A 14,959-nucleotide genomic window follows, 5' to 3' on the forward strand; every position below is an offset into this window, starting at 1 on the left:
GTAAGATTAAGACTAAATAAGGGAGAATAAGGATTGAATAAGACAGGGCTACATAATTTCGCAACATGAAACATTATATACTACCATTGATTATGTTCCCTTTCATAACGCAGGGGCAAACCACCGGGCCGGACACAATAAAGGTCAAAGAACTCGGAGAAATAACTGTTGTAGCCGATGCTCAGCTCACAAGCGCTACAAAAACTGTCTATATTCCTACCGGGAATCAGAAGTCGACTGCATCCGACGGGGTTTCCTTGCTTTCGCGGATGAACATACCTCAGTTGAGTGTGAATCCGATAACAGAGACGGTAAAGACAGCCGATAATCAGGGCGTAAGCCTTTTCATAAACTTTCATCCGGTGGCGGATGAGGATGTCAGCGGTCTGAATCCGAGCGACGTGAAGCGTGTCGAGTATCTTGACTTTCCGACAGACCCGAGATTTCAGCGGGCACAACACGTTGTAAATTTCATCACCCATGCTTATTCTTACGGAGGTTATACGAAGCTCAGTGGCAAAGAACGCTTCATGATACGCAGCGGCGAGGCTTCGGTGTATTCCAAGTTCGCCTACCGCAAGATGGAATACGATGTCATGGTGTCGGGCGACTACGACTATAACTCTCATATCGGCTCTGTTTCAGACGAAATATACCGACTGGAGCCCGGAACTATCAGACGCACAAGCGGTACAGAGACCGGGAAACAGCATCAGCGAGGCTTTTACTCGGCATTACGGGCCTCATGGAATAAGAGTGATAATTTAACATTCCGCAATCTCGTTTCATATCGTCGAATCAACACTCCGATAAACCACACGTCAGGTTACGTCAGTTTTTCGAGTCTGTATCCCTCGGAAACATATCATACAGAATCACCTTCTACAAATAATGCCGTCGGCTGGGATAGCGAACTGTATGCGGCGCTGGGCAGAGGATGGTCGATCAACGGAAACTGTCAGGCAGAATTTGCCGGGAACAACACATCATCAAATTATTACGCAGGAACAGAATCTATCGAAAATCTTGCAGATGAAGACTCTTGGTTTTTGCGAGGTTCAATACAGGTCAACAAATCATTGTCAGATAAATTCACGTTATTCTCAAATGTCCTGTCCGGCGGTGGTCGCATACATATCGATTACACTGGGTCAAGCAATGCAGTCAATCGGTTCCGTCAGGCTTTTACCGGAATAACCGTCGGCATGTCATTGAATTATCAGAAAGTGTCCGGGAGCATAGACGGAGGCTATGCGTTCGAGTCAAACTATATCAATGGCAAAACTATGGACGACCGCTATCCGTTCACTCACATCAACCTGCAATATGCTCCCAACCAGAGAAATTCAATCAGTCTCTGGTTTCAATATGCCGCATTTTCGCCTGATGCCACAATGAAGAACCCCAATATAATCCGGCAATCCGAACTGATGTATATTTCCGGCAATCCCGATCTTAAGTGTTCGCGAAACACTTCCGCAAATATAAGTTATACATGGCTTCCAAGCAATAAATGGCAGCTATCTGCTTACGCCACGATGTTCCTCATCTCCAACCGACAGATAGCGGTCTATACTCCTGATGGACCAGACGGGATGATGCTAAAGAAATATCAGAATGACGGAGATTACAATCATGGGCAGATTGGAGCCAACCTTACTGGAAAGTTTATCGACGGTAGGCTGTCAATTTCCGTTTCTCCACGAATGTTGCTTTATAAGACAACCGGAAGCAACAGCATATCGTATTATCCCTTCTCGGCAAGCCTCAATGTCAATTATTATCTTGGCAGATTCTTCTTCAATGGATATTACGACACCGGCAGTAGCTATGTAGATGGAGAAAATGCTTTTCTACGAAAAATGCCCATGAGCTATTCCGTGAGTGCGGGATGGTCTTCGCGCGGCTGGAATATTCAGCTGTCAGTGGTAAATCCTTTCCAGTCTTCGTGGAAACTCAGCGAAGACACATTGACTACTCGCTGGTACGACAACAAAATGACACAGTTTGGTTCGGACTACCACCGCCGTATATCTCTGACGGTAACATACACCTTCAATTATGGGAAGAAAGTTAGTCAAACCGGAGAACTAAGCGGTGAAAAGAAAATTTCGACATCAATACTCAAATAAAAACAGCGTCATAACGCCGCCTTTTGGCGGCCGAAGTTTTTGGCAAAATGAAGGTGACGGAGGCCTTATGTTATGACAAGTAAGTGCTAAATATTCCACCACTCTGAAAATGTTGATGCCGTTATAAGCGAGATTGTATGCAGAAGATTATAAAATGTAATCGTGATGATTATCTGACGCTCAAGGTTCTCTGGGAGCGTTCAGTAAGAGCCACACATGAGTTTTTGGATGAGACCTCTATATCTGAGATAAAAGAAGCATTGATGCCCGAGTATTTTCCTAATGTCGATCTATATGCAGTTTCTGACAATGACTTTCTTGTCGGCTTTATAGGATTACATGAAGATATGATTGAAATGCTGTTTATAGACAGCGATATTCGAGGGAAGGGATACGGATCAATGTTATTGGAATTTGCGAAACAGAAGGGAGCGACAAGGGTAGATGTCAATGAACAGAATCCTTTGGCTCTTGCCTTTTATAAGTCTAAGGGATTCAGAGTAACGGGCAGGGATGAAACTGATGATGCCGGAAGACCTTTCCCGATATTACATCTCTCATTATAAAATGGTACTGGCCAGTCCCGGAAAGATGAGTCTGTGATATACCGACAACGCAGGGAAGCGGCATATCATCTCGACTCGTGGACTACCTTCATTTGTGAAGAGTGGCATAGCCCAATGTAATATTTTCAGGAGGTCGGCATTATGCTCACGGATGGATGGCGATGGAGCGCTACCTGCATTTGGCGGAACGCACCGGCTGCTTTTTGCAGAGGTGCGCCGATTGCATCGGCACAGCGTTGTGTGGCGGGCAACATGGATCTTGAAGGGTTGGGCGCGCTGGGTGATTTGAAAAAAGCCGCCAGATACTTCCGTCATCTCAGGCAATGTTAAAGTACAAAAAAGTATCGTTATGAACATAATAGAAGCTATAAAGGTGCGTAGGTCTGTCAGGAGTTTCAATGGCGCCTCAATTTCGGAGACAGACAAGGAAGAACTTACAAAAGTGATCGAGGAAGTGACAGATCCGTTTGGCGGCAGAGTCACCATAAGGCTTAAGAAGTTCGATATGAAGGGCGGCTACAAGCCGAGTACATACGGCATGATAAAGGGTGCCTGATTGACTGTTTGAAATTAAGGAATGCGCTCTAACGATGTGTGAATGTGTTTTTTTTCTTTCATCCTCAGTCGTTAAGCTCAACTGCACGCTCCCGTTTTCAAGCAAAAACACTCGAGAAAATCTCAAAAATCACTCGCAGCTAATTTGTGCAAGTTGCATACTTATCAATTGTTTTCTGTAACTTTGTGGTGCTTCGGGCGAAAACCGGTGGCTTGATTATTGCAGGTCGGCTGGCGATGCAATTCAGAAAAATCTTTTTAACTGTGTGCAGAGGTTATGCCCCACATAGGTTATGATGGTTTAGAACCGATAATTTCAAACAGACAAAACACGACTGACGATATGGAAAGTAAACACAGTCAGACAAACGGAATGCCGCTTGCAAACGAAGTCGGAGTTACGAATGCCGATGGTTTGTTCCGCGGGATAAAAGCTCGTAGTCCGCAATATGTGCTGGGCACAAAGAACGGGGATATACGCACATCAAACGTGACCGAGGAAAAGATCCTTGATGCTATAGACGATATTGAGGATAACGGATGCGTATACCTTGAAAAATGCGTGCCGGTGGTGTTGGTCAGCGATGCAAAGGCATACTCAATTGATTATTTTAAGGATAGCAGTATAGCGGTATGTTTTATGGTCAACGGGTATATGCTGCGAATGTGGCGGTCGGACGTTGATTGCGACATGGCCGCCGATATCATGTGTGACTTCTTCCGCACCGCATCGCTCCCTGATATGACCGGCTGGCACTGTCAGAAAATCCATTCCGAGCAAGAAAAGGCAGAGACGAAACTATGTGTTGACGGCGAGGATTTCCGATATTTCGGAAGTCAGGATGTGGTTATCGCATTGGATAACATCATAGAGGGGAAATCACAATGGATGCTATATGATTTCACTAATGGTGATGGGGGATATGTAAACATCCGCAGATATGACAAAGATACAGCTCTGGCTACCGGATACAAAGTTGAATATGTAAGGTGGTCGGAGCCGTTGCCTATTGGTTACAGAGGTGTTATTTTTGATGCCGGACTTCTGCGGAGCTGGCTGTGGAGTCTGATTGACGACGAGAGGTTGCCCGATCCTTTGGATGATTGGGAGAGTTTTGACGTGAATGATTATTTTGAAAGGCTGGTATTCAGATTTTTAGATGAAGAGAAAGATGAAAGGTGAATATAGCAGGCATGTGAAAACGGCAGTCAAGCTGATTTGGTCAAGTTTTGACCGCGATGAAATACGCCGCGGATACTCAATACTTATACTGGAGGCGCAAAAGGGCGATGCAGATGCGCTGGCATTCATAGCCCGCTGCTTCATGGGTGAGGAGTATGTGTGGCCGCAGGCAGGCTTCAAAGCTGACGATGAAAACGCATCGAAGCTGATGCAGAAGAGCGCGATGATGGGCAGTGCCACGGGCGTTCTTTGTGCTGCGCGAAGCGCAAACCTCACCCCTTCGGTGGAACGTGCAATGCCGTTCGCCTCGTTTAAGGAGGCGTTTGAGGAGATTCTCGGTCAGGCAGAGCGTGGCGACGCCTTCTGTTGCTACATGGTCGGCAATGTGTATTATTGGGGCGACTATCTGCGTGTCGAGCCAGACTATGCCAAGCAATTCAAAGACGAAAGCGACTATAACGCATGGGCCTGGCCGATAGCAAAGGTGTGGTACGAGCGCAGTTTCGACGGCGGACTTTGTGCCGGATGGGGCAATTACTGCGACATACGCAAATCCGGTCTCTGCGAGATTGCGCAAGATGTTTATGAGAAATATTACTTGATGCTGGCGGATATTTCACCCGTAATCTGCAATAACTACGGCTATTATCTCCGCACCGAGAAGGGCGACTCATACGGTGGGCTGTTGCGGTATGTGGAGGCTGCCCGCAGGGGCGACCCTCAGGGCGCATACAATGCAGGGCATATCTACGAAGCCGGTGAAGAAGTGGATGAGAATATCGACCTTGCATATCAACTCTATGAAATGGCTGCCAAATGCGGACATCCCGCAGGACAATTTGAGGTAGGATATTATCTGTTTGAAGGCTTCGGTGATGTGGAGCAGGACTACGCCAAGGCTGTGGAATGGTTTGAAAAGGCATACCAAAACCCGAAATGTAGCAAGACCACCCGGACGCAGACCGCCGCCTACCTCGGTTTATGCTATCAGGAGGGGCTGGGAACAGTTCAAGACGACGATGTGGCATTCGAGTATCTTCATGAAGCCGGGGAAGACATCGACAATCTATGGGAGTCAATAACCGTCAAGGTGCTCACCGCACTCGGCGTGGCGTATGCCTTCGGTCGTGGCATCGAAACGGATATAGAACTGGGATACCAATATCTTGAGGATGCTGCAAAACTTGGTTCGGAAGAAGCTAAAGAGTATATCAGCTACATCAACTCACCGGACTATGAAGCCGACGAGCGGAAAAAAGAAGAACCGGCCACTCCCGTAGCCCCGTTCTGGCAGAATGTGGCTGCAATGATCAGGGATGCGGTTGCTGCTGACCTGCGCGAAATTCTTGGACGCATCGACGATGAGCGCATTTACACAGTCGCTTTGGTCACCGACAGGTATTGCTGCTCGCTATTTCTTGCAGTGAACACCCTGGAGTACCTTGAAAGTGAAGACGAAGAGCCTGATGATGAATGCAAATGGCATCCTGATGAATGGGGGTATTCCGACGGGCATGACAGCGAACTGGTGAAGCTCAGCAAAACTCTGTGGGAAAACCACAATACTTTGCCGGGCGAAGCCTTTTTCTTCAGTGCGATGATTTCAGCGATGGCGCAGGTCAAAGACTCGGGAATATTCGGAGAAGGCACCGAAGAAATCACATTCTTCATTTCAATATCGGATGATGAAGACGCCGAGAATCTCGAAGACTCGTCGGCAATGACGCTTAACAGTCCCGAGCTGGCTGCCGCTTTCTTGAATAGAAACAGGTAATATCATATTATGGCATATTATACTGTTTACTGGCCTCAGGACTGGTTGGACGAACTAAGAAAATCAAATGACACAGGGCCTATAAAAGTAGTGTTTGGCAGCATTCACTCAAGGATGCCGTCAATAACATCGATAAAAGCGGGTGATGTCGTATTTCCGGTCTCATTACTCGACAGGCATCTCTACATAATGGCAAGACTGGAAGTGACTCATAAGGAAAGAGCCTTCGACTACTGTATAAGAGAACTTGGCACTCCTTACAGTTCCCTTATCCCTGAAGGCGTTGTCGTTAAGACATCCGACACATTCTTTTGTGCAAAAGACACTTCTTATAAAAGTATCCGGAGTGTGCCAGAAGATCTCACGATGATTATTCCTGACGACAAACCACATTGCAGGCATCAGGAGCCGTTTAATTGCTGTGCCGAATGGGCAGTATGGGGAGAGAATGGCAGTGTTATCCAACCGCGCCTCATTCCTGATGAGCTTGTGCCACTTCTTCGGTTCGGCTATCCGAAGAGTAAAGAGAAGCCATTACGAATTAATTCAAAAGGAGTCGTGTTGGCTCAAAGTATAGCCGCGACCCGGCGTTTGTCGGAGGAATCTGCAATGATTTTTGAAGGGCTCTTTGAAAACATCTGAATTCGTTTAGAGCGCGTTCCTTCTATGGTTATAAGAAAAGTTGAAGATGACAAGCGAGAGTTCATGGATTTGTTGCTCATTGGCGATGAATCGGTGGATATGATCGAAAGGTATATAGAACCGGGAAGCCTTCATGTCGGTTCGATGGACAATAAAGATGTTGCTGTGATTGTGGTAGTTGAGAATAACGATGATTCGGTTGAGATAAAGAATTTGGCAGTTGATGCCGCATTCCGTCGCAGAGGCATAGGCCGTAAGATGCTTGAATATGTGGAGAAATTGTATCCTGACAAGAGAGTAATACTTGGTACAGGCGAAACACCCTCGACACTTCGTTTCTACCGGTCTTGTGGCTATAGGTACTTCCATCGAATCCCCAATTTCTTCACTGACAACTATCCCAATCCTATTGTCGAGGAAGAGGTAACGCTTCGTGATATGGTATATCTATACAAAGATTCCCCAAAAAATGACACCGAAGAACATTTTTGACCTAGCACGCCGCGAGAAATTCCGACAATGGCTCATGGAGAACAGCTCTTGCAAAAAGGAGTGTTGGATAGCGGTAAAGCGCGGCAAGACTCCGCCTGTTGACGCATTATGGTATATCGATGCAGTCGAGGAGGCTCTCTGCTTCGGATGGATAGATTCCACGGTGAAGAATGTGGATGGCGTTACATTGCAGCGCTTCGGTCCACGAACCAAAAAGGGACGTTGGACGGAACTCAACAAGGAGCGATGCCGCCGCCTTGATAAACTTGGATAATCGACTGAATGGTAATTGGCACATCGGCGATGGCTCAATATGACATTGACGGAGCAGTGGGAATGTATAGCGGGATATTCAACAATCCCTTCATGATATGGGGCGCATACCGCCGCAGGTGGTTCAAGATAACTCTCACGGTGTCATTTCAGTTCCATCACACCCAGATGGATGATGCCCATGCCGCCCGGTTCCTCAACGTGCTTCAAAAGGAAATCTCTACCGTTTAGCTATTGCATTGAAATTGTCGAGTGCCCATTCGATGAGACTGCCAAGCAACGGCATAAGGCTCTTGCCGAGTTCTGTCAGCGAATACTCTACTTTAGGAGGTATCTCGGCATACAGTTTTCTTGAAATCAGACCATCGGCTTCAAGGCTTTTCAGAGTCTCTGTAAGGACTTTAGGTGATATATCGGGAATTGCCCTCCCGATTTCATTAAAGCGGGTTGCCTCGTTCTCTGCAAGGACACAGAGAACGAGCATAGTCCATTTGCCGGAAAATCGGCTTATGACGTTTCTGACCGGGCAAGATGCCATACCAGTATATTTTTTCAAATTTTCTTTCAGTGGCAATGCGTTCATAATCAAAAATAGTTACCTAAAAGTTAGCGCCTTACATCGGAGTAACGTCTTGCATGACTCAAAAACACGACTTAACTTTGCGCTATCCAAATGAAAGCGGCTTACTGCTGTAAAGTTAATAATTTAATTTCAAACCAAGAAATATGAGCGAAATCAAGACTCTCAATTCCGGCGATAAATTCGCCCACGCATCCATTGGCCCGCTGTGTGGCTTCGCCGGAAAACAGTTTGTGAAGGAAGCCACCGGTGCCACTTCATGCGAAATCTCATTCGGCACGCTGCCTTCGGGCGCTGCTGTGCCCTTCTTCCACAGCCACAAGGCTAACGAGGAAAATTACATAATCCTGTCCGGAGCAGGTAAATTTCAGGTTGACGACAACGTCTTTGATGTGGCGGAGGGTTCTGTAATCCGAGTGTCGACCAACTGCGACCGCAATATCAAATGCACCTCAACGGAAGCGATGACCTACATCTGTATACAGGCAAAAGAAGACAGTCTCGGTGATTATACAATGACCGATGCTGATATAACCGAGCGTAAAAGCCTGCTCTGACAATCTCAGATAATATGCTGCTAAACAGAATGAAGGTGACAGTTTTTCTGCCATCTTCATTCTGTTGACGTATAAACCGACTATTGATGCTTTGAAAGAGATTGGGTTATATCATTAAGATGCTCGCGACCTCATTCCGAGAGCAGATTGTGTATAGGTTGAGCCGCCACACGTATAAAAGAGTTCTATATGCTTCCGGTCGGCGGCAGACTAATCAGATATGACTCAATTGCAGTCAACACTATTGTAGCCAATCCAAAGGGTGAGGTCAGCTCATGCGACATTCCTTTCAGTGAAGACCTCTCGCACTTCAATAAGGACTACTTGCGCATGACACGTCAGGTCGCCGAAACCTGCGAGAATCACGATTTAACCGACAGCATGGTAATCGGCACATCGGCATTAGCTCAATACGACATAGACGGAGCAGTGGGAATGTATAGCGGGATATTCAACAATCCCTTCATGATATGGGGCGCATACCGCTGCCGGTGGTTCAAGACAACTCTCATGGTGTCATTTCAGTTCCATCACACCCAGATGGATGGTGCCCATGCAGCCCGGTTCATCGACCTGCTGCAAAAGGAGAAAAAAAGTTGGATGAAAGTTTGGTTTATATTATAAACCTTGTTAACTTTGCATCCGGATAGAGGGCGGAATCGCGCGACCGCTCTTTTTTCAGCTGAAAATGGTTTATAAAATAAACCGATTGTAAAACCCCTCTAAATTCCTCAATATGGAAGACAGAAAACTAACTGAAAAAGAGAGCCTCGAAGTGATTACTTCGATGATAGCTCAGACCAAGCAGCGCTATATCGGTGATGGTCGTATCTTGCTGATGTGGGGCTACCTCGTGACAGTCGTATCAATCCTCGTGTGGGTAATGCTTGCCTCGACAGGGCAGGGTGTATGGAACTTCCTGTGGTTTGCGATTCCGCTGATTGGCGGCATCGCCACGCCCATAATGGCTCGGCGGCAGCATGGCCGTGGCGGAGTCAAGACTTTTTCTGACACTGCTACCTCACGGCTATGGACTATTGCAGGAATATCTGAAATCGTCGTGACCATTGTATGTATCGGCTTCAGGTATTTTGCCGATACTGACTGCTGGAGCGCCATGCTGGCATACACTCTGATTGTCATTCCGGCAGCAGAGATGGCCCAAGGTCTTCTGATCAGAGAGAATAGCCTCGTGGCCGGTGCTCTCGCAGGGCTTGCGGTCGGAATTACAACGGTGTGTTGTATCGCCGGTGGAATTGTATTATCGGCCTGCTGGTACATGCCGTTGTTCATATTCGCATTCGTGGCGATGATGATAGTTCCAGGGCATATACTCAACCATAAAGCAGGAAAAGAGAAATGAAGGAACTGAATCCGCTTCTGCATTCGCAACTCCGGCTTGCCATAATGTCCATACTTATGAGTGTGGATGAAGCAGATTTCGTATATCTCAAGGAGAAGACCGAATCTACAGCCGGAAATCTCAGCGTGCAGCTCGATAAGCTTTCGTCAGCCGGATATATAAGGGTTATTAAAGGCATGTCGGGAAAACGACCGCGTACGACATGCTCGGTGACTCCCGACGGGCGGGCGGCGTTTGAGGAATATGTAAATTCTCTCAGGAGCTATCTCAACCTGTGATCGACTTTGTAGGGCTAATGCAATCATTTATGTAATTCGCCGGCAAGGGAATTGCCGATAGTCTGAAGGCACTGTGTCAAAAAAACGACTGTTTGACACAGTGCTTTGATCGTCGAGAAATTATGCCGTGCGGATCTTGAACGGACTCGTCGGTCGGGGACGAGAAAGTTGTCGGCGAGTTCACTCCCCACAGAACTGACTGTCTTTTAGCGTATGACGCGTTTGGGCGGATTCGCAGATGTGGGCGACGTGGCCGCTCACTTTTTTTTGCAACGGTTGACGATCCAGATGGCAATGTGGACAACGATCCCATAGGCGAGTGTGGCGATCATGGCCATACATTCATATTGCATTATGGTGAGCCACAGCGGCGCTGACCATTCCGGACGTTGCTGATGGCAGGCGGCTACGATGGCGCAGGCGCTCAGCGTGATGAATACGACGGCTACTGACAGCGCCGCCGCTCCGATGCGGTATTTCCCTATTCTTATCATAGACTGTCGCGTTGGTTGAGGATGTTGAATACGATTGTGGATATTTCTGCGATAAGCTGCTCGGTGGCGGCCATGTCGTAGGCTGAGTCGGCAATGAACACAGCGATGCTGTAGCCATTCCGGCCGTCGGGCAGAAACACGTAGCCGGCGTCGTTGATGCCGATTATGCGTCCCTGACTGTTACGGGCGCCGGTTCCGGTCTTATGGCCGATCATGGCGTTAGTGCCTGCCATCGGTGCGGGCAGACGGTTGAGCCCAGTGGCACACTGTATCATCATAGTGGCTATGGTTTCATGCATGGCCGACTCGCTGCGCATTCCCTGCCGGTAGAGCCGGTCGAAAAGCCGTGCCATTGCCAGCGGTGTGGAGCGGTTCTGATAGCATAGATACGTGTCGCCGTGCATCTCCTCTTCGGTCGATGCCATGACGATGTCGTCGAATCCCAGAGTGTTCATAAGGCTGTCGGCCGCCTGCGGCCCTCCGATCAGCCTGAAGAGGATGTCGCAGGCGTTGTTGTCGCTCTGCTGCAAAGAGTAGGCGAGCAGCTCTGACAGCGGCAGCCGCAGATCTCTGATCCCATATCTATCGCGCATGGGGCTCCATGTGTCCGCAAGGATTTCCTCGTGCCCTACGGCAACGGTGTCGGCTGACGATATGCCATGCCTGACGCAATAGTCGGCCACGGCTATGGCTTGCGGAAACTTATAGACGCTAAGCATCGGAAAGTCGCGGTGGCCGTTGACCGATACGGTGTCCCGGCCATTGATGATTACGGCTATGCCTATGCGCGCGTCCTTGCCGGTCGTAAACTCTTTCAGTCGCGATGTCATGGCCGCGATGTCGGAGGGCGTATCCGTCGCCTTCTCTGTGGCGGTGTCATGCGGTAGGCTGACGGTGTGGCACCATGACGCCAACGGAATCGACGTGCATAAAAATATGATCAGAGGTCTGATGTAGGCTCGCATTCTGGCAGTGGTGTTGTGTTATACGATCTCTTCTCTTTTGCAAAAGTAACGATTTACGGCGGGTTTCGTTGTCTTTCCCGTCCATTTTTGATTTTCTGTTCAGAAACCCACTACATGGCGGGAAGGAGAGTTGATGCGTTCGCGTCGGCACGACTCGGCTATGGCGTCAATGTCGATGAGGTCGCTGCCCGACAGGATTGTGTTGACTGTGTGACGCCGGGCTATGTTCTCGATCTCGCCACCCGACAGGTCGAAATCCGATGCAAGCTTTCTGGCATCTTTGTCGGTCAGACCATGAAGCATGCTCTGCCATATCTGCGCTCTTGCCTCGGCTGTGGGCTTGTCAAACCGGATCTTGTACAGAAACCGGCGTTCGAACGCTTTGTCGAGATTTGTGGTCAGATTTGTCGTGGCGATCATGATGCCTTCGATCGATTCCATCTCCTGAAGGATGATATTCTGTATGGAATTCTCCATCTTGTCGACAGCGTTTGATGCCCCTTCCATCCTGATTCCGAGGATGGCGTCAGCTTCGTTGAAAAGCAATATCGGAGCGAGCGGCGAGTTCTTGCAGATATTACGGTAGCGGTCAAAGGCGGCCTTGATGTTTTTTTCGCTTTCGCCCACCCAGCAGCTTTTGATTTTATTGACGTCCACCCGCATTATGTCGCGTCCGGTCTGTCGTGCCAGCTGATACACGGTTTCGGTCTTGCCTGTGCCGGGAGCGCCATAAAAGATGCAGCAGAATCCCTGGCGCATGCCTGCCGTGCGGAGCCGTGCCTGCACTTCGTTGAAGCGCTTCTCCGCCAGTATTGACGACAGTTCGTCGATCAGGCTCTTTTCGGCGGCGTTGTAGACCAGCGTTTTTTCTGTGAGCGAATCGGCTTTGATCAGGTCTTTGTCTGATTTGGCCATGAGGTTGAGATTGAGTTCACACAGCAGCTCCTCCTTGGCCTTGTCGGTAAGCTTGAAGGCGTCGGAGCGGGCCATGCCGTTTTCGTTGACGTTCTCTATAAGCGATTTCGCAAACAGGCTTGAGTCGCGTGAGCGCAGCTGACGTTTTAGCCAGCCCGGCATGTCGTCGTTGTCAAACAGGTCGTCGATGTCGCTGAACAGGATGTTGTCATCATTGTTGTCGACAAACAGATGAGCCATGAATACAAACAGCAGTGTGTCATGACAATCGAGATTGCAACGCCGGAGTTCGGTCGCGAAAGCGGTCGTCCTGATCTCTTCGAGCATCTCCATGGTTCTGCTTTTAAGCGACTCATGGGTAAGTTCGTCGTCATCTTTCTCGTCCATGAGCGTGGAGAAGCGGTCGAAGAAATCGGCAGTATCGCGTATCGGCTCCTCTTCATGGACATAGGGCTGGTTCTTGCGGATCGCTTCGAGTACAGCCGATGGCACGCGGTAGCTCGACGCGCCCCGGCTTCGCGAGGCTCGCAGATAGTGTTTCGACTCAAGGATGTCGATGTCGTCCGACAGTCGCAGGATCTTTGTCGTGCGGCAGCCGGTGAAGCGGGCTATTTCTGACATGCGTATGTGGTTGTCCTCGCTTTTGTCGACAAACAGCGCCAGCAGTACGGTCTGCATGGCTGTGAGCTTGAGCTTTCGCGAGGCATATCTGATGTGCATGGCGGCCGCCTCAAGGAAGTCGGCGTCAAGGTTAGAGTCCTCCGCAAGCTCAACGATATACTCAAACGACTCCAGTATGTTTTTCGGCTTGGCATTCCGGGCGTCGTTCTTTTGTTTGGATTTGTCGGCTGTCTTTGTGTTTTGAAGGTCTAATTCTCTCATATTTCCGCAGTGTTTGTGTTTTGACGATGCAAATTTACCGTAGGGTTGTATCATGTTGCGATACAACTTTTGAAATCATGAAAATTTTCTTGAGTGTTTCCGTATTCCGTATTGTGGTGATGCCTCCATTGCCTGGGGGAGCAAATGGTCGAGAGCAAATGGTCGCCGCAAAGTTGAAAAGAGTGTGCGCAATATATTTGCGCACCGTGAGAAAATTTTTTATTTTTGCCAAAAAATTAAGTTATGCCTCTGAATCGTGCCACCCTGATACGTATTTCGACGATCGACAAATGTCTGCAGAACCGCTATCGCCGATGGACCATCAATGATCTTATAGATGCCTGCACCGATGCTTTGGCCGAGTATGAGGGACGGAGCAACCCGGTGAGCCGGCGCACGTTTCAGAACGATCTGGCGCTGATGCGCAGCGATCGTCTGGGCTACAATGCTCCGATCGTGGTGCGCGACAACAAGTATTATGAATACGACGATCCGGAGTTCAGTATCACTCATCTGCCTCTTAATGACGAGGGGCTCGATGCGCTCAACTCCGCTCTCGACATACTGCGCCAGCTCCAGTGTTTTCCGCAGCTGTCGTCGTCGATTGATATCATAAGCAAGCTCAACGAGCAGATATCACGTCATACGGGCGACTCTGTTCCGGCTATGGATATGGAATATGTGCCCGGTTATCGTGGGGCGCGTCATATCGGCGCCATATATGATGCGGTGCGCAGGCAGCAGACTATAGTCATAGAATATCGTTCGTTCAAGGCGCGTCAGGCCGATTCGGTAGTGGTGTATCCGTATTTGCTTAAGGAGTATCGCAACCGCTGGTTTCTGATCGGCGAGAAAGCATCAAACCGCACGCTTCAGGTTAATATTTTCGCTCTTGACCGTATTCATTCCGTGACTGTCGACAAAGAGCATCCGTTCAAAAAGTGTGTTGATTTCGATCCCGAGCACTTTTTTGACGATACTGTGGGCGTCACCAAAGGAATTCACGACCGCGCCCGCCGAGTGGTGGTCAAGGTGGATGCCCAGCAGGCTCCCTACGTGGAGTCGAAGCCATTTCACAAGTCGCAGAAAGTGGAGCAGCGATTTCGCGACGGCGGCATACAGATTTCGCTCAAGGTGGTGATCAACAATGAGCTTGAGCGACTGATTCTCGGTTATGGCGGTCATGTGGAGGTCATTGCGCCTCCCTCCTTCCGCGACCGGGTGGCCGAGAGTGTCACACGCGCGGCCCGCCGCTATAGCGCGCCCTGCTGAGTCGGTATGGCTCATCCGCTCTGTCTGCAGCGGATT

Annotated in this window: 16 protein-coding genes and 2 pseudogenes; 14 read left to right on the forward strand and 4 right to left on the reverse strand. The window is 48.9% G+C overall.

The genetic code is table 11. From position 1 onward, the window contains the following. The first annotated feature begins 65 nt into the window (after positions 1-65). From NF347_RS00675 to NF347_RS00715, 9 genes and pseudogenes are all read left to right on the forward strand, one after another. On the forward strand, positions 66-2,132 hold the full coding sequence (locus NF347_RS00675; protein ID WP_133165498.1) for a porin family protein: 2,067 nt from the start codon (positions 66-68) through the stop codon (positions 2,130-2,132). Between the two features lie 137 nt (positions 2,133-2,269). Beyond that, positions 2,270-2,698 carry a GNAT family N-acetyltransferase gene (locus NF347_RS00680; protein WP_107035505.1) on the forward strand — a complete coding sequence of 143 codons (429 nt, stop codon included), beginning with the start codon at positions 2,270-2,272 and terminating at the stop codon, positions 2,696-2,698. A gap of 349 nt (positions 2,699-3,047) precedes the next feature. After that, the gene (locus NF347_RS00685) at positions 3,048-3,254 is read left to right on the forward strand and encodes a nitroreductase family protein (RefSeq protein WP_107035506.1); all 207 of its coding nucleotides are present in this window, start codon (positions 3,048-3,050) and stop codon (positions 3,252-3,254) included. A 342-nt stretch (positions 3,255-3,596) separates the two neighbouring features. Continuing rightward, entirely contained in the window at positions 3,597-4,436 is an 840-nt protein-coding gene (locus tag NF347_RS00690) for a hypothetical protein (RefSeq protein ID WP_133165497.1), read from the forward strand. Further along, entirely contained in the window at positions 4,426-6,210 is a 1,785-nt protein-coding gene (locus NF347_RS00695) for a DUF4303 domain-containing protein (RefSeq protein WP_161953392.1), read from the forward strand. The genes NF347_RS00690 and NF347_RS00695 overlap by 11 nt, the downstream gene beginning before the upstream one ends. Positions 6,211-6,219: 9 nt before the next feature. Next, a complete protein-coding gene (locus tag NF347_RS00700; protein WP_107035509.1) occupies positions 6,220-6,852 on the forward strand; it encodes a hypothetical protein in 633 nt (210 codons plus the stop codon). 24 nt (positions 6,853-6,876) lie between these two features. Beyond that, a complete protein-coding gene (locus NF347_RS00705) occupies positions 6,877-7,344 on the forward strand; it encodes a GNAT family N-acetyltransferase (protein WP_107035510.1) in 468 nt (155 codons plus the stop codon). Then, entirely contained in the window at positions 7,322-7,618 is a 297-nt protein-coding gene (locus NF347_RS00710; protein WP_237612990.1) for a YdeI/OmpD-associated family protein, read from the forward strand. The genes NF347_RS00705 and NF347_RS00710 overlap by 23 nt, the downstream gene beginning before the upstream one ends. An 8-nt stretch (positions 7,619-7,626) precedes the next feature. Then, positions 7,627-7,848, forward strand: a pseudogene (locus tag NF347_RS00715) (CatA-like O-acetyltransferase, family 2); the annotation flags it as partial. Here NF347_RS00715 and NF347_RS00720 read toward each other — a convergent pair. Further along, a complete protein-coding gene (locus NF347_RS00720) occupies positions 7,838-8,155 on the reverse strand; it encodes a winged helix-turn-helix transcriptional regulator (RefSeq protein ID WP_237612991.1) in 318 nt (105 codons plus the stop codon). The pseudogene NF347_RS00715 and the gene NF347_RS00720 sit on opposite strands and share 11 nt — an antisense overlap. A gap of 188 nt (positions 8,156-8,343) precedes the next feature. Between NF347_RS00720 and NF347_RS00725 the strand changes: the two genes are divergently transcribed. The 4 genes and pseudogenes from NF347_RS00725 to NF347_RS00740 all read left to right on the forward strand — a co-directional run bounded on the left by NF347_RS00725 (position 8,344) and on the right by NF347_RS00740 (position 10,395). Next, the gene (locus NF347_RS00725) at positions 8,344-8,754 is read left to right on the forward strand and encodes a cupin domain-containing protein (protein ID WP_107035512.1); all 411 of its coding nucleotides are present in this window, start codon (positions 8,344-8,346) and stop codon (positions 8,752-8,754) included. A 162-nt stretch (positions 8,755-8,916) separates the two neighbouring features. Next, positions 8,917-9,378: pseudogene (locus tag NF347_RS00730) on the forward strand (CatA-like O-acetyltransferase); the annotation flags it as partial. A 112-nt stretch (positions 9,379-9,490) separates the two neighbouring features. Further along, positions 9,491-10,117, forward strand: a complete 627-nt coding sequence (locus NF347_RS00735) for a hypothetical protein (RefSeq protein WP_107035514.1) — start codon at positions 9,491-9,493, stop codon at positions 10,115-10,117. Beyond that, positions 10,114-10,395 carry a winged helix-turn-helix domain-containing protein gene (locus NF347_RS00740; RefSeq protein WP_107035515.1) on the forward strand — a complete coding sequence of 94 codons (282 nt, stop codon included), beginning with the start codon at positions 10,114-10,116 and terminating at the stop codon, positions 10,393-10,395. The genes NF347_RS00735 and NF347_RS00740 overlap by 4 nt, the downstream gene beginning before the upstream one ends. A gap of 257 nt (positions 10,396-10,652) precedes the next feature. On the opposite strand, the gene NF347_RS00745 is transcribed toward NF347_RS00740, so the two are convergent. The 3 genes from NF347_RS00745 to NF347_RS00755 form a co-directional block, all read right to left on the reverse strand. Continuing rightward, positions 10,653-10,889, reverse strand: coding sequence for a hypothetical protein (locus NF347_RS00745; RefSeq protein WP_107035516.1), 237 nt, complete (start codon positions 10,887-10,889; stop codon positions 10,653-10,655). After that, positions 10,886-11,854, reverse strand: a complete 969-nt coding sequence (gene bla, locus NF347_RS00750; RefSeq protein WP_107035517.1) for a class A beta-lactamase — start codon at positions 11,852-11,854, stop codon at positions 10,886-10,888. The genes NF347_RS00745 and bla overlap by 4 nt, the downstream gene beginning before the upstream one ends. Before the next feature lie 99 nt (positions 11,855-11,953). Further along, positions 11,954-13,651, reverse strand: a complete 1,698-nt coding sequence (locus NF347_RS00755) for an ATP-binding protein (protein WP_305134595.1) — start codon at positions 13,649-13,651, stop codon at positions 11,954-11,956. A 243-nt stretch (positions 13,652-13,894) separates the two neighbouring features. Here NF347_RS00755 and NF347_RS00760 point away from each other — a divergent pair, with 243 nt between their 5' ends. Further along, positions 13,895-14,923, forward strand: coding sequence for a helix-turn-helix transcriptional regulator (locus tag NF347_RS00760; protein ID WP_107035519.1), 1,029 nt, complete (start codon positions 13,895-13,897; stop codon positions 14,921-14,923). Positions 14,924-14,959: the final 36 nt, after the last annotated feature.

It is taken from the genome of Paramuribaculum intestinale (genome assembly GCF_030759015.1).
GTDB classification, from domain to species: Bacteria; Bacteroidota; Bacteroidia; order Bacteroidales; family Muribaculaceae; genus Paramuribaculum; species Paramuribaculum intestinale.

Coding starts and splice junctions, on each gene's coding strand:
- NF347_RS00675 (WP_133165498.1), top strand. CDS start 66: ATGAAACATTATATACTACCATTGATTATGTTCCCTTTCATAACGCAG.
- NF347_RS00680 (WP_107035505.1), top strand. CDS start 2,270: ATGCAGAAGATTATAAAATGTAATCGTGATGATTATCTGACGCTCAAG.
- NF347_RS00685 (WP_107035506.1), top strand. CDS start 3,048: ATGAACATAATAGAAGCTATAAAGGTGCGTAGGTCTGTCAGGAGTTTC.
- NF347_RS00690 (WP_133165497.1), top strand. CDS start 3,597: ATGGAAAGTAAACACAGTCAGACAAACGGAATGCCGCTTGCAAACGAA.
- NF347_RS00695 (WP_161953392.1), top strand. CDS start 4,426: ATGAAAGGTGAATATAGCAGGCATGTGAAAACGGCAGTCAAGCTGATT.
- NF347_RS00700 (WP_107035509.1), top strand. CDS start 6,220: ATGGCATATTATACTGTTTACTGGCCTCAGGACTGGTTGGACGAACTA.
- NF347_RS00705 (WP_107035510.1), top strand. CDS start 6,877: ATGGTTATAAGAAAAGTTGAAGATGACAAGCGAGAGTTCATGGATTTG.
- NF347_RS00710 (WP_237612990.1), top strand. CDS start 7,322: ATGACACCGAAGAACATTTTTGACCTAGCACGCCGCGAGAAATTCCGA.
- NF347_RS00720 (WP_237612991.1), bottom strand. CDS start 8,155: ATGGCATCTTGCCCGGTCAGAAACGTCATAAGCCGATTTTCCGGCAAA.
- NF347_RS00725 (WP_107035512.1), top strand. CDS start 8,344: ATGAGCGAAATCAAGACTCTCAATTCCGGCGATAAATTCGCCCACGCA.
- NF347_RS00735 (WP_107035514.1), top strand. CDS start 9,491: ATGGAAGACAGAAAACTAACTGAAAAAGAGAGCCTCGAAGTGATTACT.
- NF347_RS00740 (WP_107035515.1), top strand. CDS start 10,114: ATGAAGGAACTGAATCCGCTTCTGCATTCGCAACTCCGGCTTGCCATA.
- NF347_RS00745 (WP_107035516.1), bottom strand. CDS start 10,889: ATGATAAGAATAGGGAAATACCGCATCGGAGCGGCGGCGCTGTCAGTA.
- bla (WP_107035517.1), bottom strand. CDS start 11,854: ATGCGAGCCTACATCAGACCTCTGATCATATTTTTATGCACGTCGATT.
- NF347_RS00755 (WP_305134595.1), bottom strand. CDS start 13,651: ATGAGAGAATTAGACCTTCAAAACACAAAGACAGCCGACAAATCCAAA.
- NF347_RS00760 (WP_107035519.1), top strand. CDS start 13,895: ATGCCTCTGAATCGTGCCACCCTGATACGTATTTCGACGATCGACAAA.